The organism is Candidatus Nanopelagicales bacterium (assembly GCA_041393815.1).
GTDB lineage: Bacteria > Actinomycetota > Actinomycetes > S36-B12 > JAWKJK01 > JAWKJK01.
This window is the reverse complement of sequence record JAWKJK010000009.1, coordinates 94,148-114,204: the sequence shown is the minus strand read 5'-3', so window position 1 is coordinate 114,204 and position 20,057 is coordinate 94,148. Positions and strand designations below refer to the sequence as shown.

Annotated in this window: 18 protein-coding genes and 2 tRNA genes; 6 read left to right on the top strand and 14 right to left on the bottom strand. The window is 72.5% G+C overall.

Annotated elements, in window-relative coordinates:
• Window positions 1-119: 119 nt before the first annotated feature.
• Both R2737_18425 and R2737_18420 read left to right on the top strand, forming a co-directional pair.
• Window positions 120-434 carry a recombinase family protein gene (locus R2737_18425; protein MEZ5118235.1) on the top strand — a complete coding sequence of 105 codons (315 nt, stop codon included), beginning with the start codon at window positions 120-122 and terminating at the stop codon, window positions 432-434.
• 55 nt (window positions 435-489) lie between these two features.
• Window positions 490-750 (top strand): recombinase family protein, encoded by a 261-nt coding sequence (locus tag R2737_18420; GenBank protein MEZ5118234.1) that lies wholly within the window; start codon window positions 490-492, stop codon window positions 748-750.
• A gap of 44 nt (window positions 751-794) precedes the next feature.
• On the opposite strand, the gene R2737_18415 is transcribed toward R2737_18420, so the two are convergent.
• On the bottom strand, window positions 795-2,765 hold the full coding sequence (locus R2737_18415; GenBank protein MEZ5118233.1) for a hypothetical protein: 1,971 nt from the start codon (window positions 2,763-2,765) through the stop codon (window positions 795-797).
• 453 nt (window positions 2,766-3,218) lie between these two features.
• Between R2737_18415 and R2737_18410 the strand changes: the two genes are divergently transcribed.
• The gene (locus R2737_18410; GenBank protein ID MEZ5118232.1) at window positions 3,219-3,404 is read left to right on the top strand and encodes a hypothetical protein; all 186 of its coding nucleotides are present in this window, start codon (window positions 3,219-3,221) and stop codon (window positions 3,402-3,404) included.
• A 279-nt stretch (window positions 3,405-3,683) separates the two neighbouring features.
• On the opposite strand, the gene R2737_18405 is transcribed toward R2737_18410, so the two are convergent.
• Window positions 3,684-3,759 (bottom strand) — tRNA-Arg (locus tag R2737_18405).
• Between the two features lie 106 nt (window positions 3,760-3,865).
• Here R2737_18405 and R2737_18400 point away from each other — a divergent pair.
• On the top strand, window positions 3,866-4,330 hold the full coding sequence (locus R2737_18400) for a Rieske (2Fe-2S) protein (protein ID MEZ5118231.1): 465 nt from the start codon (window positions 3,866-3,868) through the stop codon (window positions 4,328-4,330).
• 155 nt (window positions 4,331-4,485) lie between these two features.
• Here R2737_18400 and R2737_18395 read toward each other — a convergent pair.
• From R2737_18395 to R2737_18370, 6 genes are all read right to left on the bottom strand, one after another.
• Window positions 4,486-4,576 (bottom strand) — tRNA-Ser (locus tag R2737_18395).
• Between the two features lie 77 nt (window positions 4,577-4,653).
• Window positions 4,654-4,833, bottom strand: a complete 180-nt coding sequence (locus tag R2737_18390) for a hypothetical protein (protein ID MEZ5118230.1) — start codon at window positions 4,831-4,833, stop codon at window positions 4,654-4,656.
• 36 nt (window positions 4,834-4,869) lie between these two features.
• Window positions 4,870-6,744: a S53 family peptidase gene (locus tag R2737_18385; GenBank protein ID MEZ5118229.1), complete on the bottom strand. Its 1,875-nt coding sequence runs from the start codon at window positions 6,742-6,744 to the stop codon at window positions 4,870-4,872.
• A 100-nt stretch (window positions 6,745-6,844) separates the two neighbouring features.
• The gene (locus tag R2737_18380) at window positions 6,845-7,837 is read right to left on the bottom strand and encodes a hypothetical protein (protein ID MEZ5118228.1); all 993 of its coding nucleotides are present in this window, start codon (window positions 7,835-7,837) and stop codon (window positions 6,845-6,847) included.
• Between the two features lie 77 nt (window positions 7,838-7,914).
• Window positions 7,915-8,277: a hypothetical protein gene (locus tag R2737_18375; protein ID MEZ5118227.1), complete on the bottom strand. Its 363-nt coding sequence runs from the start codon at window positions 8,275-8,277 to the stop codon at window positions 7,915-7,917.
• Window positions 8,278-8,471: 194 nt separating this feature from the next.
• The gene (locus tag R2737_18370) at window positions 8,472-8,864 is read right to left on the bottom strand and encodes a VOC family protein (protein ID MEZ5118226.1); all 393 of its coding nucleotides are present in this window, start codon (window positions 8,862-8,864) and stop codon (window positions 8,472-8,474) included.
• Window positions 8,865-9,020: 156 nt separating this feature from the next.
• On the opposite strand from R2737_18370, the gene R2737_18365 reads away from it, so the two are divergent.
• Window positions 9,021-11,750 (top strand): LuxR family transcriptional regulator, encoded by a 2,730-nt coding sequence (locus R2737_18365; GenBank protein ID MEZ5118225.1) that lies wholly within the window; start codon window positions 9,021-9,023, stop codon window positions 11,748-11,750.
• A gap of 34 nt (window positions 11,751-11,784) precedes the next feature.
• Here the strand turns inward: R2737_18365 and R2737_18360 are convergent, their stop codons facing one another.
• The 4 genes from R2737_18360 to R2737_18345 form a co-directional block, all read right to left on the bottom strand.
• On the bottom strand, window positions 11,785-13,389 hold the full coding sequence (locus R2737_18360) for a hypothetical protein (protein MEZ5118224.1): 1,605 nt from the start codon (window positions 13,387-13,389) through the stop codon (window positions 11,785-11,787).
• Window positions 13,365-14,129: an ABC transporter ATP-binding protein gene (locus R2737_18355; GenBank protein ID MEZ5118223.1), complete on the bottom strand. Its 765-nt coding sequence runs from the start codon at window positions 14,127-14,129 to the stop codon at window positions 13,365-13,367. Before R2737_18355 ends, R2737_18360 begins: the two co-directional genes overlap by 25 nt.
• Before the next feature lie 31 nt (window positions 14,130-14,160).
• Window positions 14,161-14,334 carry a hypothetical protein gene (locus R2737_18350; GenBank protein ID MEZ5118222.1) on the bottom strand — a complete coding sequence of 58 codons (174 nt, stop codon included), beginning with the start codon at window positions 14,332-14,334 and terminating at the stop codon, window positions 14,161-14,163.
• Between the two features lie 75 nt (window positions 14,335-14,409).
• Window positions 14,410-15,852 carry an amino acid permease gene (locus R2737_18345; protein ID MEZ5118221.1) on the bottom strand — a complete coding sequence of 481 codons (1,443 nt, stop codon included), beginning with the start codon at window positions 15,850-15,852 and terminating at the stop codon, window positions 14,410-14,412.
• A 149-nt stretch (window positions 15,853-16,001) separates the two neighbouring features.
• Between R2737_18345 and R2737_18340 the strand changes: the two genes are divergently transcribed.
• Window positions 16,002-16,886, top strand: a complete 885-nt coding sequence (locus R2737_18340; protein MEZ5118220.1) for a universal stress protein — start codon at window positions 16,002-16,004, stop codon at window positions 16,884-16,886.
• A 600-nt stretch (window positions 16,887-17,486) separates the two neighbouring features.
• On the opposite strand, the gene R2737_18335 is transcribed toward R2737_18340, so the two are convergent.
• Together R2737_18335 and R2737_18330 are read right to left on the bottom strand one after the other, a co-directional pair.
• On the bottom strand, window positions 17,487-18,398 hold the full coding sequence (locus tag R2737_18335; GenBank protein ID MEZ5118219.1) for a hypothetical protein: 912 nt from the start codon (window positions 18,396-18,398) through the stop codon (window positions 17,487-17,489).
• Window positions 18,399-18,691: 293 nt separating this feature from the next.
• Window positions 18,692-20,047 carry a M20/M25/M40 family metallo-hydrolase gene (locus R2737_18330; GenBank protein ID MEZ5118218.1) on the bottom strand — a complete coding sequence of 452 codons (1,356 nt, stop codon included), beginning with the start codon at window positions 20,045-20,047 and terminating at the stop codon, window positions 18,692-18,694.
• Window positions 20,048-20,057: the final 10 nt, after the last annotated feature.

Sequence of the window (20,057 nt, the reverse complement as noted above, 5' to 3'; positions counted from 1 at the left end):
CGGAGGTACTTCCGACTGAATTGGGTCGAGCTCCGGTAGCCGACGTCGAACGCGGACTCGGTCACTGACCGACCCTCGTCCCTGATGCGGCGACGGGCCTCGAGCAGGCGCAGGCTCTCGTGGTACTGCAGCGGAGTGGTCGCCGTCACCTCCTTGAAGTGCTGGTGGAAGCTCGACGTGCTCGTCGCGGCGACCCGAGCCAGCTCGGAGATCTCATCCGCGAGGCTCCGAATCGTCCCGACGTCGAGGCGGACGACGGCGACAAGGTAGGGGCGCTCGGACGACGCCTCACCGAGCGTCCCGCCCTGGACGAGATGCTCGCCCAGCTGCGGCCCGGAGACACCGTGGTGATCTGGCGGCTGGACCGGTTGGGCCGCTCACTTCGGCACCTGCTCTACGTGTTGCCGACCTCAATGCCCGCGGCGTCGCAGTGAGGTCGCTGACGGAGTCGATCAACACCTCCACCCCGGTGGGCGGCTGGCGTTCCACGTGTTCGGGGCGCTGGCCGAGTTCGAGCGCGACCTCATCCGCGAGCGCACCATGGCGGACCTGGCAGCGGCGCGTGCCCGTGGCCGCAAGGGAGGCATGCCGACCGTATGGACAGCGGAGAAGCTGGCGACCGCGACGGCGATGCACAACTCAGGCGGGCACGACGTGTCCGCGATCGCCCGGGTGCTGGGCGTCAACCGGGCATCGGTCTACCAGGGTTTCTCGCACAGGACCGCAGCCAGGCCCAAGGAGGTGGACTGACCCGGGTGCTGTTCGCCATCCCGGCACAAGCGAGCCTCGGCGCGCTACGGCTTCAGTTCCCCGCGATGCGGCCCCGGTCCGGCCGGCCCCCAGTTGTCGGCTCCGGGGCCGCGTGACTTGTTGCTGCGCATACCCCAGGCACCGCCGAAGCCGTACCACGGCTGGGTCATGGCGTTGCGGATGGGCTCCTTCCAGGCCTGCCAGGTCTTGCCGCGCCCGGTGTAGTCGATGAAGCCCTTCCTCTCGGTGATACAGGAGTTGTGCATGTCCTGCCCATGGGAGTCCGACTGCGGGTAGCTCGCGTGCCCGCCGAGCGCAGTGAAGACCATGAAATGGCCCGCCTCAGCGTCCAGCGTCGTACCGCTGCCGGCGTCCATCTCCAGCCCGGAGAAGGCCCGGGTGTCCGGGGTGCAGTAGTGCTGGAAGTAGTCGACCTTCACCGCGGCGAGGTCGGAGCCGCGCAGGTGCACCGCCACCCGCTCCCAGTCACCCTCGTGGATCTCGCGCAGTGGTCCGTACTTCCAGTCGTTGTGCGGGTAGAACAGCCAATACACGATGTACGGGGTGCTCCCGCCGTGGAACTCCGCGTACATGGGCGCGGTGGTGCTGCCTCTGCGGGCCTTGGTCGAGTTGCTGTGGTCCAGCACGTACCCGTACGGCCGCTTAGACGTGATCTGCACCTTCGACGGGGCCTGGTTGACCGGCCCGAAGGTGCACGGCAACCCCAGTGGCGTCCTTGCGGGATGCGCCACGGTGTAGGCCCGCTTCCCCGCCGCCGTCCCCAGCCGCGACGCCTGGGGCTTGGACTCCATCAGCGTGGGGGTGCACTCGGCCGCCAGCCGCCCCGGAGAACCCTTGCGGGGCACCGCGTAGGTGCCCTCGAACCGCAACTTGGACTCGGAGATGAACTTCCCCGGATCACCCGCGAACAGCTTCTCCTTCGGGTGGAACCGTACGGTCGGGGCGTAGAAGTCCACCGGATCCACCAAGACCCGGTCGGGGCTGTCCGCACCGATGGAGCCACACTCCGGATGCCCGGGAACCGTCACGGCGACAGCGCCGCGCTGCCACCCAGGAGGGCCGCCATACGTCAACGTGGCCGAGTGGACCGCGCCCGACCCGGTCACCGCCTTCTGCGGCCCACCAGACCGACCGAACACCACCCGCACCGGCCACCCGGCACCATCCAACTTCGCGGTCCACCGCACATCACGCGCGAACTGATTCCCCGTCCCCGGCAGCCACTCACCCGACAACGTCACGGACTTCGGGCACTGGCCGACGGGCTCTCGGCGCAGGTCGTAGGTGACGGTGAACTCGTAGGCCGTGTAGGTGTACGGGGGGGAGGCGGTGGGGAAGTTTGCCAGGCCCCAACTGGTGGTCCCGACCAGGTGGGCTGGGTCCGGGTCGGTGTCAATGAGCGGGTCGATCGCCTGGCCCCCGAACCCGACGTAGAACGACAGTGTGTCGTTGCCCGCCGTCAGTTCCTGGGAGGAGAACGGGGGGCACGGCTGGTAGTGATCCGTCGTGTTGAACTGAACGAACTCCGGGGTCAGGTAGACCTGGTCGGCCTCGCGGTCCTCCAACCGGACCACGTAGCCGCCGATGTAGCCCGCGCCCCCGTCAGCTGAGTCCACGGCGCCCTCCGAAGAACCGCTGTACGTCCAGGAACTCGTGTCCGTCGCCGCACCACCGCCGTTCTCGCACGGCACGGTCACCTTGTCCGACATCTCCACGGTCACGTCGGCCCGGTACGTGTTGTCCCCTCCGGGCGAGTACGCGCCCGCAGCAGCCAGGTTGGAGTAAGTGCCCTTCCCCGTTCGTGTCGTGGTCGAGTTCGCGCGAGCGATCGTCTCCACGGAGGCGATCGACATCGACCCGTGCCACGGTCCCCACTGGGTCGCCGCCCGCGTCGTCGGCAGATCAGCGACCGCCGCAGTCGCCTGCGGCACCACCGCGACCACGGGCACCAGCGCCGCCGCCAACACCACCGCCAGCACGCGGGCCCCGACCATGCGCCGCTGAATCCCAGTCGACCGCATTACTCCCCCAGCCGTCCCCAGACTCTCCTCAGCGTCACACCGTAACGAGGAGACGTGGCCCGAAGGTGCCAGTCGGCATGGTCCGAACGACCGAATCTCCAGCCTGTGGGCAGAGGATTCCGGCGAGCCGGTGAAATGAATGCCCTGCCGTTTGCGGCCGTCCGAATGTGCGTGGTAGTTGTTCTGCCACAACGACTTATGGGACAATGGGAGGGCCAGGGAGCAGTAGTACCCCGGCATGGTGGTCCCAGGACCCGCCCCGTGGTGGCGGCGAGGGCCACCGTGGCACATCGAGGCGTCCCGATCCGGACTCGATCCGGGCGGGACGGTTCTCGCGTTCTGAACGACCGATTTCCCCGCTTCACCCTTCTGCACTTCGGCCCGTCGACCCCCTACTCCCCCGCGAGGGGCGCCACCGCGGCGAGCGTGCGCACCGTCGCCGGCAAGACCCACGCCGACGGGTTCGTACTCGTGATCCACACCGACGCCCCCGGCCACCTGCCACGTCGCGACGAGGTCGCCCGCTTGGTCGACGACCTCCGCAGCACCGACATGGTTGTGGCGGACACACTGCTGGTCCCGGGACGGCCGCTGGTGGTCCTACCTGTGTGACCTTGAGCCCGCCCGACCACCGGCACTCCCCGTCTGGCCGGAAGGACGACTGTGGAGGCGCAGCGGGTCCGCACGGGCGGGCCCGCCGGGGCGGGCAGCGGTCAGGCCCTAGTGCAGGAGTACCGGCCACGGCGCGACCTGGCGCCCTCGCCCGACGCGGTCGCCGCCGCCCAAGGCGTCCTGGCGCTGCCAGCGGCGGACCGGGCGCGGACCGCACTCGACGCCGTGACGGCACTGACCCACTGAAAAGGGGATCAGGCATGTGACCTACGAGAACACTGGCGCGCCCGAAGGGACTCGAACCCCTAACCTTCTGATCCGTAGTCAGATGCTCTATCCGTTGAGCTACGGGCGCAGGTCGTGTGACCGCTGGCGAGCATACCGTGGCCGCGAGCCCCCGGGAAAACCGCGCGCGCGTCGAACCCTGGCCAGATCCCGGCGCCGCACGCACACTGGACCGCATGTCCGGCGAGGACCCGGTCCCCACCCACGACGCCACGCTCAGCCGGCGAGCCCTCCTGGGCGGCGCAGCCGGCGCCTGTGCACTGCTGGCCGTGGGGCTGGGGGAGGCGCTCCTCGCCGACGATGCCGAGGCCGCCACCGGGGTCACCCGACTGCCCGACGGCCGGGTGCAGGTGCAGGTCGGCAAGGTCCGGGCGCTGCGCAAGGTCGGCGGCTCGGTGCTGCTCGGCACCGTGAAGGGCGTCCCCACCGCTGTCGTCCGGACCGCGAAGTTCCGCTATGCCGTCCTCGACCTGCGGTGCACGCACCAGGGGACGACGGTACGGCGCACCAGCAGCACCTGGACCTGCCCCAACCACGGGTCCCAGTTCGCCCTCAACGGCACCCTGCGCCGGGGACCGGCGGAGTCGGCACTGCGCAAGGTCCGGGCCCGCCTGGCCAACGGCGTCCTGACGGTCGGCTGATCCCCGCGAGACACCACAAGGGGCCCTCCGGAAGCCGCGGAACCCGACCCTTTCTGGAGTCTCGCGGCGATCATGAGGCGGGCCGTGGGGATCGCACCCGGACGCGCCGCGGCCCCGGGGCGGCCGGAGCCGTCCACCGGGGCCGGGGATCGGGGCGGAGGCGGCGGGATTTGAACCCGCGAGGGGATTTGAGTCCCCAACCCGCTTAGCAGGCGGGCGCCATAGACCGGACTAGGCGACGCCTCCCCGCCGGCCCCGGGATCGCCGGGACCGGCGGCGCAAGGGTACCCGGATCCGACCGCCGGCCCGAATCCGGCACCGGGCTAGGACGAGGGCATCCCGAACCACACGTACGCGGCCAGGGCCGTGCACAGGATGGCCAGCACCAGCGCCACCCACGGCACCCCGGCGCCGAAGACGACCGAGATCACCACCGAGGCCCAGAGCAGGACCATCGCGACGAGCGACATCCACTTGGACACGACGATCCGCGAGTCGTTCATGCGTGGCATCCTGCCCCGGCGCACGGCCGGGGGACCTCACCACCCCCCGACCGGGGCGAGCAGCCGCGGGAAGACGTCGAAGTTCGGCGCCCCCAGCCCCGAGGCCAGGTCGTACCCGGTCTTCGCCTTGCAGCAGCCCACGTCGTACACGTCGTTGGACGTCTTCACGATGTCGTACGCGGCGCCGCGGTCGCGCGCCACCACGTCGTACATGGCCGGCGCGATGTGCCCGTACGCGGGCCGGCCGGCCAGGCGCTCCATCGCCACCCAGGTCGCCAGCGCGGACGCGAACAGCGGCGTCGCGGCCGAGGTCCCGGCCACCGGCTGGAACCCGCCCTGTGCGTACACCGGCCAGCCCGGTCCGAACGAGGCGTGCATCGCCACGTCCGGCAGCGTGCGGGTCTGCTGGCGGATGCCGAAGCGGGCCTGCCACCACGGCTGCTCGTACAGCACGGAACGACCGCCGCCCCCACCTGCGTACACCGCCTGCGCAGGCTCCCCGGGAGGGGCGCCGTTCACATTCACCTGCCGCCAGGTGACCTCACGGGCCCGGGAGTTGTCCTTGTTCAGCACGATCCGAGAGCCCCCGATGGACGTCACGTAGGGGCTGGCGGAGGGGTAGTCCACGGTCGGCGCCCGCACCGTCCCGCGGGTGGCCTCCACGCAGTCAGAGGAGCCGTCGTCCCCGGAGGAGATGGCTACAGTCGAGCCGACCAGACCGAGACGCACCAGCACCGAGTCGAGCAGCGCGCGCCTCACCGCGGTCAGCCCCTGCTCCGCGAGCAGCGGCTCACACAACCCGTACGAGACGGAGACGACGTCGGGCTGCTCCGCAAGCCCGAACACGCTGGCGAACGTGAGGAACCAGGTGCTCGGTGACTCCGGTCCCTCCACCACGCTGACCTGGCTGCCCGGCGGCAGGATCGCCTGGGCGAGCTGGGTGTCGAGGTTCCCCTCCAACCCGGCGGTGAGTGCGCCCTTCATGCCGTCGGTCAGCACGTTCACGAAGCGACGTCCCTGCGCGTCGAAGCACTCCGCGGAGGCAGCCAGCGCCGACGGGGACCAGCCGACCCCGAGCTCCACGATGGCCAGCCTCGTGGCCCGGCCCACCGTCGCCGACCGGGAGAGCGCGTCGATGCCGTAGGCGGTCATGAGCTGCTGGTACGAGTAGGAGTTCGTGGCCTCGGCCGCGTCGCAGCCGTCGACCCAGGTGCCCTGGTTCGTCGGCAGCGGCCCAGGCAGCGGCGCGGCCCGGTCGGCCGACTTCCGGATCGTGATCCACTTGACGTACTCGCCGAGGAAGGTGCCGTTGGACGCCTTCATGACCCGGGCCGGAGGCTGACCGAAGGTCCGGTACAGCCGGACCTCCAGGGCGGTCTGATCGGTCAGGTTGCGCTCGAGCACCCTCATCAGGACGTCCTTGCCGGTCCAGCGCTTCCACTGCCGCGCGGTGCCGGTGATGCGCATGAACAGGCCGGTCTTGTCGAGGGTCGCCTTCATCCCCGCCGCGGCTGCCTGCCGCTGCACCGTCGCGACGTGCTGCGCCTTGGCGCCGTACGTCTGGACCACCTCCGCCCGACTGGGGAACCTCCGGTACTGGGACGACGTCGGGTCGCTGACCCGCTGGAACGCGGCGCGCGCAGCCTTCTCGTTGCGGCTCATCACCAGGTAGAAGGTGACCCGCGCATCCCGGGGGGCGGGTCCCCATCGCGACTCGAGGGCCCGGTCCTCCGCGGGCACCGACGACGCCGCGGTCGCCGGGGTCCCCGCGACCGCAGTACCGGACACGGGTGCGGCGGACTGGCCGGGGAGCGAAGCCCCGGCCGACGCCGGCATCGTCCCCAGCAGCGCTACGGACAGCGCTCCGGCGGTGACGGCGATCAGGGCCCTGCTCGATGTCGTGGTCCTCATGCGGGCCAGGCTGCACCCGTCAGCGGCCGTGATGCGCGCTGAACACCCGGGCCCCGCCGCTACTCGGCGGGACCCGGATGCTCGTGGCGCCGGTCGGCCCTCAGCCGATCAGCCCCCCGAAGGCGGTGACGAAGGGGGTTCCCCCGAAGTAGGAGCCACTCACCACGTACATCGTCTCGTCGATCAGCACCGGCTGGGTGGGGTAGTCCAGCCAGCCGTTCTGCGTCCGCGTGACGTGCACCGTGCCGCCGTCGACGACGGCGAGGGTGCCGCGGCCGGCGTTGACCGCCACCCAGATGCGTCCGGCCGGGTCGAGCGTGATGCCGTCCGCCTCCCGCAGCTTCGGGTCGGTCACGACCAGCTCGAGGGCGCCGTGATCACCGTTCGACTGGATCGGGATCCGGTAGATCGATCCGGTGTTCCAGTTCGTCACCAGCAGCCCGCCAGCGGAGACCACGATCCCGTTCGCTCCGATGGTCGGGTACCGCTTGTGCGGCGGCGCCGGTGCGAGCTCGTCGGCCATGAACCACAGCTCCGCGTCCGTTGTGAGTCCGGTCGTGGAGCCCTTCCAGACCGCCCCCCACAGGCTGTCGGTGGCGTAGATGTCGGTGCCGTCGACGACGAGCCCGTTGGGGAAGGCGTAGGCGGGCAGCGTCATGACGGGCACCGCAGTCCCGTGCTCCGGCACCCGGTACACGGCCGCCTGGTCCCCGCCATCGCCGGTGAAGGCCGCCGCCACGTAGACGCGGCCATCAGCGGCGACCGTGACGCCGCTCTGCATCCCGTACTTGCCGACGTCGATGTCTCCGAAGGGCTCGGTCTGCCCGGTCACCGGGTCGACCGCGACCAGGCGCCCCAGATTGGCGGTGCCTTCTCCGGCCATGTTGGTGTTCCAGTCCGTGACGCTGACCAGCAGCCTGCCGTCCGGCAACGCCGCCATGCTCTCGGCGAAGGCCCCGTATGTGCCGCTGCCGAGATCGGCCGTGACGATCGCGGCCGACGTCGGGTGCGGCCCGGAGGCCGGGTTGGGCTCTCCCACGGCCGAACCGACCGGGACGACCAGCGCGAGCGCTGCCGCGGCGGAGACAGCCACCAGGCGCCGCAGAATCCTCTGTGCGTGCATCTCGCATCCCCTCTCGTGTGCTCAGATCGACGGCGACTGGGACGCGATCAGCCGGTGACCGTGTCCTCCGGCCGGTTCTCCCAGCCGTTGGTCGGCAGCCGCAGCGAGCTGTACGCCGCGATCCCGGCCTCGCGCACGGCCGCCAGCGCGGCCTTGTCCGTGGCGATGGCGGTCGCGTCCGCGCCGGGCACGGTCTGCTCCAGCAGGTCGGCGACGGCGGTGGCCAGCGCGGCCACCGGCTCGACGGCCTGGGGCGCGCAGTCCGTGGCCAGCTGGGTCAGCTGGGCCATGGCCTCCTCGATGGCCGGGTAGTAGGTCGACGAGTCGTTGCTGGTCCCGACGTTGAGCGCGACGTAGTGGATCTTCGTCGTGAGCGTCGTGGACACCTTCGCCATGTCGTCGCAGGTCACCGGGGCGACGGGGGCCGCCGACTCAGCAGGCGACGACGGTGCCGACGACGGTGCCGACGACGACGGTGACGCGGGCGTCGACGAGGACGGGGCACTCGACGTGGACGAGCCGCACGCGGTCAGTAGGGCCACGAGTGCCACGGCCGCGGCGAGCCGGGTGGTACGCATCTCACACCTCTCCTCTGAGCGGTCGGTCACGCGGACTGACGCGGCAGGAAGAACTCCAGCGGGATCCCGTCGGGGTCCCGGAAGTTCAGGTGCCAGCCGAAGGGGGACTCGGCGATCTCGGACCGCTCGACCCCCTCCTGGACCAGCAGCTGCTCCCAGGCGTCGAGCTCGGCCCGGTCGGCGACGACGAAGCCGACGTGGTCGAGCCCGGCGTAGGTCTGGGTGAAGCGGTCCGGACCCACGTCGGGGTCCTCCCGCAGGTCGATGGCCTGCCCCTGCGGGGACATCAGCACCACCATCGGTGCCGGCTCCGTCATCTCGGCGACGACGGTCAGCCCGAACAGGCGCACGTACCAGTCGGTGCTCGTCTCGATGTCGCGGACGCTGAGGCCGACGTGGTGGATCACGGGACTGGGCATCGGGTCCTCCGATCGGTTGCTTCCTTCACCTCGAGCGTCGTCCGCCGCCGCCGTGCCCGGATCCGGGGGACCACCCAACTTCGGACCCCGGGCCCACCCCAGCGACCGGGACCTTCGGCCCTGTGCGGATCGGTGGGTGACGACGGACCGTCGAGCGTGTTGCTCGGTCGGGCGGGGGAGATCGGGCGCCTCGACGACCTCCTCGACGGGGCGACCCACGGCCACGGGGGCACCCTGCTGGTGGTGGGCGTACCCGGCATCGGCAAGACCGCGCTGCTGGACGCCGCAGCGCGCCGCGCCTCCCGCCGCCACGTCCGGGTGCTTCGCGCCCGAGCGGTCGAGGGTTCCGTGGACCTGCCCTTCTCACTCGTGGAGGACCTCCACGTCGCCGCGGGGCAACAGCGGCCCGCGGTGTCCGGAGTCGCCCAGCACGCCGACGCCCTGACCGACCTGCTGGCGTCCCTGTCCCGGTCCGGACCGCTGCTGGTGGCGGTCGACGACGCGCACAACGCCGATCGCGGATCGCTGGCGGTGCTGGCCCGGGCGCTGGGCCGGGTGTCGTCGCTCGGGGTGGCGGGCGTCGTCGCGGCGCGACCGCAGCCCGGCGTCGGGGACACCGTGGCCGCGTGGCCCCGGGTGGAGCTCCACCCGCTGTCCGACGATGCCGCGACCGCCGTCCTGCGCTCGGTCCTCGGCGCGGACATCGACCCCGGGGTCGCGCAGTCGCTTGCCGTTGCGCTGCAGGGGCTCCCGCTCGCGCTGCACGAGGCGACCCGGCTCCTGACCGCCGACCAGCTCGCCGGCCGGGCGCCGCTGCCGGACCCGCTGCCGATCGCCCCGGCGCTGATGTCCGCCTGGCTCGGAGTCGTGGAAAGGCTGCCCGACGCGAGCCGGCTGAGCCTGGTGGACCTCGCCGTCGCCGGTCCCCGACCGGACCTGGTCGCGGCACTGGCCGACCGGGGCGGCTGGGGCCCCGATGACCTGGACGCCGCGGTATCCGCCGCCCTCGTCACGCCGGGGACACCGCCCGAGTTCGTCCACCCCCTGGTGCGTGACGTGGTCCTCCGCGGCGCTCCGGCTGCGCTGCTGCGCGACCGCTACGCCGTCGCCGCCGAACAGGCCCGCGCGTTGGACATGCCGCCCGCACTCGTCGTCGGCTTCCTCGCGCGCAGCGTGGTGCTGGCCGACGGGCTGGTGGCGGACGCGGTCGCGGAGCAGGCGGAACGAGCCGAGTCGCTGGGGTACCTGGACGCGGCGTGCCGGGCCTGGGCGATCGCGGCGCGGCTGTCGGTGACGTCGGAGGAGCGGGTGGACCGGGCCCTGCGGGGGGTGCGGCTGGCCGCGCGCTTCGATCTCGGGGTCGAGGGCATGGTGCCGCTGCTGGACCTGCTGGCCGGGGTGCGGCTGGACCCCGAGGCGGCCGGGTGGGTCTCGTGGCTGCGGGCGGTGCAGCGGGCCGACGTCGACCCGGGCGCCTCACTCACGGCCCAGTGGGCCGCCATCGACGAGGCACGGCGCACGGCACCCGCCGTGCTTCCGGTCCTGTTCTGGGACGCCGCGATGGCGGCGTGGACGCTGGGGCGGCCTGATCTCGGCCTGCGCGCCGCCCGGGAGGCGGCCGAGCTCGATCCCGACCCCGGTCCGGCGGGCAGTGGCCGGCCGTCGCCACCGTGGACCGGACGGGCGCTGCTGGCCGCGGCGCTCATCCAGGCGGGTGAGGTCGCCGACGGCGTCGCGTTGCGCACCGCCGTGCTGGCCGAGGCCGCCGCCGTCGACCCCCAGGGGATGGACCGCGGCGCGCTGCTCGACGCCGTGTTCCTCGACGACCTGCTGCTCGACGACGGGGCTGCCGGCGCACACCGACTGGCGGTGGCGGAGGACCGGCTGGCGAACGCCCCCGAGCCGCTGTCCTGCCTGTGGGGGATCGAGGCCTGGCGGGCCCGCGCCGACGGGGAGTGGGAGGCGGCGAGGGCGCTGCTCGCCCGGGCCCGACCGCTCGCCGACTCCTCCGGTGCCTCCGGCGCCTCGCGGGGGTTGGCCGCGCTCGCCACCGAGCTCGCCGCGGCCTGCGCCGACACCGAGACTCTCCAGCGGGAGGCACAGGCCTTGCGCGTGCTCACCGACCGCTGGTGCGACCGGCGACGCCGCGCGACCCACGACCGTGCCCTCGGCCTGCGGGCGCTGCTGGACGGCCGGCTCGACGAGGCTGCGTCCCGGCTGACCGAGGCCGCCGACGTCGGGTTCCTGGGCCGGGGGCTGCGCGACGGCGTCATCCCGGCCCGGGTCGACCTGGTGGAAGCCCACGTCCGGCGCGGCGACCCCGGCCGCGCGGGCGAATGGCACGACCGGGTCCGGCCGCTGCTGCAGGCCTTCGGGGGGCCGCTCGCGACCGGCCTCGCATACCGGATCGACGCACTGGTCGCGCCGACCGTCGAGGACGCCGACGCGGCCTACCGCACCGCCCTCGCCGCGCACGCCGAGTCCCCCGAGGCCTTCGAGCACGCGCGGACCCTGCTGCTGCACGGCGAGCACCTACGTCGGACCCGTCGGCGGGGCGAGGCGCGTGCCGCCCTGGCGCAGTCCGCGCAGCTGTTCGCCCGGCTGGGTGCGTCCCCGTGGCGGGCGCGGGCGGAGGACGAGCGACGGGCCTGCGGAGGCGATCCGGGCACCACGTCCGCGGGCTCCCTCGACGACCTCACGCCGCAGGAGCGCGCGGTGGCGCTGGCTGTGTGCGCGGGCCGGACCAACCAGGAGGCGGCGGACTACCTGTCGCTGTCCCCACGGACCGTCGAGCACCACCTCAGCAACGCCTACCGCAAGCTCGGCGTACGGGGCCGGGCGAACCTCGCGCGGGCGCTGGGCCGGCAGGAGGCGCCCACCGCCTGACGCCGACGGGTGCGCTCCCGGTCCGGGCCCGCGTCTACTCGGTGCGGTCCGAGCCGAGCAGGACGAGCAGCCGGGTGGGGTCGTGCCGGAACGACCGGTCCGCCCAGCTCAGCCCGGCGACGGCGATCGCGAGGCTGACCGCCAGGCCCACGACGACCCCCAGCCAGTCCTGGCCGGTCAGGCTGCCCAGTGCCTCCCCCAGCACGCCGACCACCACCAGCACCACCACGATCGTGACGAACTGGGCCAGCGTGGCCATCAGGATCGCCGATCCCGAACGCTGCCGGCCCGCACCCAGTCGTACCGGGAACCGCACCGACAGGACCGCGGTCAGCCCGAGGACGGCCGGCACGGCCACGACCAGCAGCGCCAGGCTCAGCCACAGGTCGCCGTACTCGGGCTCCTGCAGCGACACCACAACGGCGAGCGCCACCGCGGCGGGGACAGCCACCGCGGCGTTCGCGAGGAACTGCCCGGTCAAGACCCGTGGCATGCGTGCGCCGGTGAGGACGTACTGGGGCAGCGAACCGCCGTCCACCCCGAACGCGTTGCCGTTGGTCTGCACCAGCGCCCAGGTCGCCACCAGCGGTGCGGCCAGCGGGGCCATGACGTCGGGGAAGAACCCGGTGCACAGCTGGTAGCCGAGGAACAGCGAGATGCCGATCGCGATGAGCAGCTCCTTCACGCTCTCGGGGGAGCGGAAGAACGCATAGCGCCACTGCTTCGCGGCCGACCCGCCGAGCGGGCCGGCGGGCACCAGCCACTCCAGCCACCGCGGGATCAGGTCGAACGAGCCTGCTCCCACGGCCACCGTCGACTCGCGGGCCGAGCGGCCGCCGCCTCGGACCACGCGTCGCCGCAGCACCCGGGCCCACAGCCAGAGCAGCACCGCGACCCACAGCGCCGCGTACGCCAGCAGGCCGAGGGACAGCAGCCAGGTCCCCTGGGTCGCCTCGATGGCCGCCTTGCCCGCGGCCCCCGGCGGGATGAGCGCCACCAGGTTCACGTCGGACTGGAAGGACTGCTGCGACGCCGTCCCCACCAGCGCCGCCGTGATCGGGCCCGCCGCGTACGCGAGGGCGACCACCGCTACGCCCGCGAGGATGGCCAGGTCGCGCCCGCGGCGCGAGTTTATGGCGGCCACGAGGGCCGCGGCGGCCATCCGGGACGTGGCCGCGCAGAGCATGACGAACACGACAGCGGCGACCACGATCAGCACGCCCGACAGAACGTTCACGCCCGGGCCGGCCAGCGGGGTGAGCCCGACCAGCAGCGTGCCGAGCGCGGCAGGCCCGACCATCGCCGCGGCGAGCAGGCCGCGCACCTGCTGGCCGTACGTCAGGGGGAGCAGCTCGAAGCGGGCCGGGTCGATCATCGGGTCGCCGCCGCCACCGGCCACCAGCGGACCCACGATCCAGAGCACCCAGACGGCCGGCAGCGCCACCAGGTAGAGGGTCATCACCTGCGCGACGTCGGACTCGGTCCCCTCGCGGGTGGCGATCCACGCCAGCACGGGGAGCAGGGACCCCAGGCCGAGGGACGCCAGCCAGCCCACGACGTACAGGACGGCCGCCCCCGGGGAACGGCGCAGCGCGTTGGCCTGCAGCTGCAGCTTCAGCCGGACGAAGACCCCAACCATCCCAGGCTCCCCTCGTCCAGGTCACGGCCGCCGACGAGGTCGAAGAACGCCTCCTGCAGGCGCTTGCCGCCGGCGACCTCGGCGACCGTGCCCTCCGCCCGCACCGCCCCGTGGTCGATGATCACGATGCGGTCGCACAGTCGCTCGACCACGTCCATCACGTGGGAGGAGAACACGACCGTGCCTCCGGCCGCCCGGTGCCGGTTGAGCATCTCCTCCATGACCTGGGTGTTGACCGGGTCCAGGGAGCCGAACGGCTCGTCGAGGATGAGCACCTTCGGCGCGTGCAGCACCGCCGACGCCAGGCCGATCCGCTTGGTCATCCCGAGGGAGTAGTCGGCGATGAGGGTCCCGGCATCCTTGTCCAGGTCGAGCACGTGCAGCAGGTCGGCCGCCCGGGTCCTCGTCGTCTGCTCGTCCATGCCGCGCAGCATCCCGACGTACTGCAACTGCTCGGGGCCGGTCAGCCGGTCGAAGAGCCTCGGGTTGTCGGGGACGAAGCCGAAGTGCCGCTTGACCTCGACCTCCTCCGCCCACACGTCGATGCCGTCGACGGCGACGGTGCCCGAGTCGGGCTTGAGCAGGCCGGTCGCCATCCGCAGCATGGTGGTCTTGCCGGCGCCGTTCGGGCCGCAGATGCCGAAGAACGAGCCGGCCGGGATGGTCAGCGACAGGTCGTCGACGGCCCGGTGACCCCCGAAGGACTTGGTCAGGCCCGAGCAGACCAGCGCGTCGCTCACCGCGTGCCCCGCGCCCGCCGGCCGGTCATCGCTACTTCTCCATCCACACGAGCACCGCGGCGACGGTGAGGAAGGCCGCGCCCACGACCTCCCACCAGCCGAGGCTGTCGGTGACGGCGGAGAAGACGACCGAGGCCCACATGATGATCACCGCGATGATCATCAGCCACTTCGCCCAGGCCGGTCGGTAGTGCGTCTCGGTCATGGCAGTCCCCGTTCCTCAGGGCGGGCGCTAGGCCCTCACGGCAGACGGTAGCGACCTACCGGTGCCGGATGCGCGCTACGGCCGCTCGAACGGCTCCTGCACCGGGGCGGTGGGCGCATTGAGGCGGGACCGCTCGAAGGAGTACGTGAAGTAGACGACCAGGCCCACCGCGAGCCAGGCGCCGAAGACCGCCCAGGTGATCGGGTCCAGCCCGGCCACGAGGAACAGGCAGAAGATGACGCCCAGAATCGGGGTCACGGGGAAGAACGGCGTCCGGAATGACCGCGGCAGGTCCGGCCGGGTCCGCCGCAGGGCGATGACGCCCACGTTGACGATGGCGAAGGCGACGAGGGTGCCGATGCTGGTGGCCTCGGCCAGCTGCCCCAGCGGGACGAACGCGGCGAGGATCGAGATGATGACCGTGACGATGATGGTGTTGGTGACCGGCGTCTGCGTGCGCGGGTTCACCCGGGTGAATGCCTTGGGCAGCAACCCGTCCCGGCCCATCGCGAACAGGATGCGAGTCTGTCCGTACATCACGACGAGCACGACGCTGAAGATCGACACAACGGCGCCGAGGGAGATGAGCGCCGGTGCCCAGGTGGACCCGGTGACGTCCTTGGTGATGGTGGCCAGCACGGCCTCACCGCCACTGCCCTCGAACTGCTCCCACGGCTTCGCGCCGATCGCGGCCACGGTGACGAGCAGGTAGAGGATCGTCACGATCACCAGCGAGCCGATGATGGCGATGGGCAGGTCGCGGCGGGGGTTCTTGGCCTCCTCACCGGCGGTCGAGGCGGCGTCGAAGCCGATGTAGGAGAAGAAGACCTGGCCCGCGGCCGCCGTGACGCCGGCGAAGCCGAGCGGCAGGAACGGGGTGAAGTTGGAGCCGTCGAAGGCGGTGAACGCCACCGCGCAGAAGAAGAGCAGGATGCCGATCTTCACCACGACCAGGATGGTGTTGGCGGTGGCGGACTCGCGGGCCCCGCGCAGCAGCAGCACCATGCACAGCACCACGACGAGGACCGCGGGGATGTTGAAGATCCCGCCGTCCTCCGGCGGGTTGGCCAGTTCGGCTGGGATCGACAGACCGAAGTAGGACAGGAACTCGTTGAGGTACTGGCCCCAGCCGACGGCGACCGCAGCGACGGAGACGCCGTACTCCAGCATCAGGCACCAGCCGACGATCCACGCGACGACCTCGCCGAGGGTGGCGTACGTGTAGGAGTACGACGAGCCCGACACCGGGATGGTGCCGGCGAGCTCGGCGTAGGACAGCGCCGAGAACGCGCAGGTGACGGCCGCCAGGACGAACGACAGGATGACCGCCGGACCGGCCTCGGGCACGGCGACGCCGAGGATCACGAAGATCCCGGTGCCGACGATGGACCCGACGCTGAACATCGTCAGCGCGAACAGGCCCATGCTGCGCTTGAGCTCGCCGTGCTCGGTACTGCTGACGATCTCGTCGGCCGGCTTCACGCGGAACAGCTGGCGCACGAGGGTGTCCTGGGCCATCGGATCCTCCTCGGCGGGCCGGAGGGCCCTCCTGCCGAAGCCGCCTCCCGCGACCCCGCGCGCGGCTACGGTAGCGGCGGCGAGGCGGGTGCGGAGGCGCATCCGAAGCAGTGCGCGCGTGTCACTCGAGCGTCGTCCGGGAGGCGGCCATGGAGCTCGTCGTCGGTGTGAACCCGGACGAGGCCGGGCGCGACGCGGTGGCGTTGGGCCTCTCGCTGGCCCGCTCCCTCCACCTGCAACCCGTGCTGGCGTACGTGCACCTGCCGACCATGGACTACCCGAGCATGGGCAACGTCGACGCCGAGTGGGAGCGGTACGTCACCGACGCGGCCGACGCGGTGCTGGCGGAGTGCGCGGCGTTCGCGGCCACCGCGGGTGCCCCGGAGGTACGGGTGCTGCGGGGCGGGCACCGGTCCAGCGGCCACGGGCTGGCCGAGATGGCCGAGTCGCTGGGGGCCCGCCTGATCGTGGTGGGCTCGGCGCCGGGCGGATCCGGCGGCCGGATCGTCCAGGGCTCCACGGCCAACCAGCTGCTGCACGGCTCCCCGGTCCCGGTCGCTCTCGCGCCGCACGGGTTCCGGCGGGTGGCGCCGGAGCGGTTCGGGCGGGTCGTGGTGGCGTACCAGGGAGCCCGCGGCTCGATCGCGGCGGTGCAGTCGGCGGCGGCGCTGGCCGCGGAGATGGGCGCGTCACTGCTGGTCGTCACCGTCGTGCTGCGGATGACCCGGCTGATCGGCTCCCGGCTGACCGGAGACCCCGAGCGTCAGGTGCTGGAGGTGCTGGTCGCGCAGGCGCGGTCGGCGCAGGAGGAGGCGCTGGCCGCGGTGACCGGGGGCGTGGACGCGTCGGCCGAGGTGGTGGTCGGGGACACCGCGCTGCAGGCGCTGGCCCGGATCGAGTGGCGCGACGACGACCTGCTGCTGCTGGGCTCGGCGGCCGGTGGCCCGGTGCGGCGGGTGTTCCTGGGCGACATGACGTACAAGCTGCTGCGCGCCGCCCCCGTACCCGTGCTGGTCCTGCCCCGCCACCCCTGACCTCGCCCCCCTCACCACCCCGCTGGTGGAACGTCTGACCAGCCTCCGCGGAGGTTCGGCTGGTCCAGCGTTCCACCAGTGCGCACGGGAGGGAGGGTCGGTTCCCCTGAGGTCTGCGGGGCTCCCGTGACCGCTGGCAGCACCGCGCTACGCGAGTGGGTGACGGCTGCTCCGAACGGGGTCACCCGGTCGGCGGACGCGCCATCACCACTGCGACGAGGCTGCCTCGGCGGACCGGTCACACTGCGTGCCAACGGGTTTCGGCGCTGGCGGATCCGGCAATCACCGGCGTGCCTCCCCGGATATCGGGGGATGAACGGGAGGCAGGGGCCGCGGCCCCGGGACCGGCGGAGGAGTCGGGACCAGGGTCGCGGCCCCGTCCCCGGGACGGGGATCCGCGCACATTCTGCGCGCGGTCCCGGCACCCTGCCGATCGGGGGACGACAGGGCGCACTAGGGGCCGCGGTGCCTCACCTCCTCGAGCCGCCGCGGCCCCTCCCGGACATCCCAGCGCCATCACTCACCCCTTCAGTCACCGCCAGTGGAACGCCGCGCCACCCTCGGGGCGGGTTTCCCTGGTCACGGGTTCCACCAGTGGGGTCAGCGGGGGTCGACGGCGTGGGGCGTGGCGACCCACAGCCGGGGGCGGGGCAGGGCCAGGGCCTGCTCGTGCTGCGAGACCAACCACGCACCCAGGCCCGGGCCCATGTCCGCCGCCACGATCTCGCGGACGACCAGTCCCACGGACTCCAGGCGATGACGACGGCGACGGTCCCGGTCCTGTTGACGGGGCTCGCGATGGCCCGCACCGTCATATTCGAACACCAGCCCGGCCGCCTCGTCCAGGAGATCCGGACGGGCCACGAAGCGACCGGCCCGATCCGTCACGTTCGGCTGAACCAGCAGTCGGGGCAGGCCGGCTGCGCGGGCCGCTAGGCGGACCCGGGTCTCCCCCGGTGACTCCGCGCCGGGGTGTGCCAGGAGCAGCGCCCGCCGTGCCTTCGCAACTCCCGGCCAGCGACTCCGGGCACGGACCATGACGGACAGTTCCCCGAGGTCCACGATGCCCCGGTGGGCCAGCACGTCGAGCGCGACCACTGCATCCGTCGGCGTCGACCGGCGTGCCAGGTCGAACGCCGTCCGCAGGCCGTTCGTGACCGGAATGCCGTCCACGCGGACCTGGTCCTCCGCGGGCATGGTGCCCCGGATGACCCGGACGCCCGCTCGGTGCCGGATCTTCACCGGCTTCGGCAGGTGCAGCTCCACCGGCAACTGCCGAAGCCCGTGACGCGTGAAGTCCAGCCCGTCGAACTCGTCGGCACCGAGCAGGTAGGCGGCGGCCCAACCCGCGACGGCACCGGCCGTCGGCAGCAGCACCGCTGCCTCGAGGATGCGAAGCCCGGGACCGGGGTCCTGGAGCGCCGCCCAGGTCCGAACACCGCGGTGAGGGACCCGGAAGAGTCGACCGCGCAGGTCCGACCGGGTCGCACCCAGCGCACGGAGCTCCGCCACGCGCCTGGGCCTGAGCGTCTCCGGACGATCCGGATCGGGCTGGGGCAACGGCATCCCCCGACCCTCAGGCCATCGGCCGAAGCAGGACCGGTGTCGCACGCCCGCTGTGGACGCGGCGGTGCGAGCGCGAGGACCTGGGGACGGCCGGGTGGCGCGACCCGCATGCCACGGGAGCCTCGTACGCCCCCGACCGCGCCACTGGTGGAACTCAGGACCGCCCGCAGGGCGGGGATGACTGGTCCAACGTGCCACCGGGGTGGGGGTGACCCCCGGATCCGCGGGGGCTGGGGGCGTCAGTGGTGGCGGGCGTACTCCTCGAGGAAGAGGGCCTGGGCCAGCGCCGCGTGCTCGAGCTCGTCGAGGTCCACGCTCTCGTTCGGCGCGTGGATGCGGGCCAGCGGGTCCTGCGCACCGAACAGCAGCACCTCGACGCCGGGCAGCGCCTCGGCCAGGTTGGCCACGAACGGGATGGACCCGCCTGCGCCGATCCGCTGGACGTCCCGCCCGTACGCCGCCTCCATCGCCGACGTCGCCGCGGCGTACGCGGGCCCATCGGTCGGGATCGACACGCCGGACGCGGGCCGCCCCGGGGTGAAGGACACCGCGATGCCGTACGGCGCCTGGGCCTGGAGGTACTCCTCCAGCGCCACCAGGCCGGCGTCGGGGTCCACCCCCGGCGGGATCCGCACGCTCACCTTCGCCCGGGCCACCGGCACCAGCGCGTTCGGCGCGGTGTCCACCGCCGGAGCGTCCAGGCCCACCACGTTGACCGACGGCATGGAGAACAGCCGGTCCGCCACGGACCCCGACCCCACCAGCGGTACGCCGTCCACGACACCCGCGGTCTCGCGGTACGCCGACTCGGGGAACTCCCCGCCGACCCACGGCGACCCGCCCATGCCGGGTACGGCGCAGTCGCCGCTGGCGGTCTGCAGGGAGTCGAGGATGCGGATCAGCACCATCAGCGCGTCCGGCGCAGGACCGCCGAACATGCCGGAGTGCACCGGCCCCTCCAGCGTGCGGACCTCGACCACCCCGTCGACGATTCCGCGCAGCGCGGTGGTGAACGTCGGCTCCCCGATCCGCAGGTTGCCCACGTCCGCGATGACCATCGCGGACACCCCCTCGAACGCCTCCGGCTTCTCGAACGGCCACTCCTCGAACGCGCCGCCGTACTCCTCCTCGCCCTCGAGGTAGATCCGCAGGTTCACCGGCGGCCGGCCCTCGAACGCGCGGATCGACGCCAGGTGCAGCGCCACCCCGGACTTGTCGTCGGCGGCACCGCGGCCGTACAACCGGCCGTCCCGCACCGTCGGCTCGAACGGGGGCGAGAGCCAGGCGGACTCGTCCCCGGCCGGCTGCACGTCGTAGTGGGCGTACAGCATCACCGTGGGCGCACCGGGAGGACCCGGGATCTCCGCGTGCACGGTCGGGATCCCGGTCCGCGACTCCACCAGGTCCACCGTCGGCGCCCCCGCGGCCCGCAGCAGCTCCACGCACATGTCGGCGCAGGCGCGCACGTCCGCAGTGTCGTACCCGGGGAAGTTGATCGAGGGGATCCGCACCAGCCGCTTGAGGTCGTCGACCAGGTCGGGCATCAGCCCGCGGACGCGTGCGGTGAGGGCATCGAGGCTGTCGGCGTCGGTCACGGTCGCCACG

Excerpts from the sequence above, each read along its gene's own strand:
- R2737_18345 (MEZ5118221.1), bottom strand. The coding sequence starts at position 15,852 with ATGGCCCAGGACACCCTCGTGCGCCAGCTGTTCCGCGTGAAGCCGGCC.
- R2737_18385 (MEZ5118229.1), bottom strand. The coding sequence starts at position 6,744 with ATGAGGACCACGACATCGAGCAGGGCCCTGATCGCCGTCACCGCCGGA.
- R2737_18400 (MEZ5118231.1), top strand. The coding sequence starts at position 3,866 with ATGTCCGGCGAGGACCCGGTCCCCACCCACGACGCCACGCTCAGCCGG.
- R2737_18350 (MEZ5118222.1), bottom strand. The coding sequence starts at position 14,334 with ATGACCGAGACGCACTACCGACCGGCCTGGGCGAAGTGGCTGATGATC.
- R2737_18370 (MEZ5118226.1), bottom strand. The coding sequence starts at position 8,864 with ATGCCCAGTCCCGTGATCCACCACGTCGGCCTCAGCGTCCGCGACATC.
- R2737_18415 (MEZ5118233.1), bottom strand. The coding sequence starts at position 2,765 with ATGGTCGGGGCCCGCGTGCTGGCGGTGGTGTTGGCGGCGGCGCTGGTG.
- R2737_18360 (MEZ5118224.1), bottom strand. The coding sequence starts at position 13,389 with ATGGTTGGGGTCTTCGTCCGGCTGAAGCTGCAGCTGCAGGCCAACGCG.
- R2737_18390 (MEZ5118230.1), bottom strand. The coding sequence starts at position 4,833 with ATGAACGACTCGCGGATCGTCGTGTCCAAGTGGATGTCGCTCGTCGCG.
- R2737_18340 (MEZ5118220.1), top strand. The coding sequence starts at position 16,002 with ATGGAGCTCGTCGTCGGTGTGAACCCGGACGAGGCCGGGCGCGACGCG.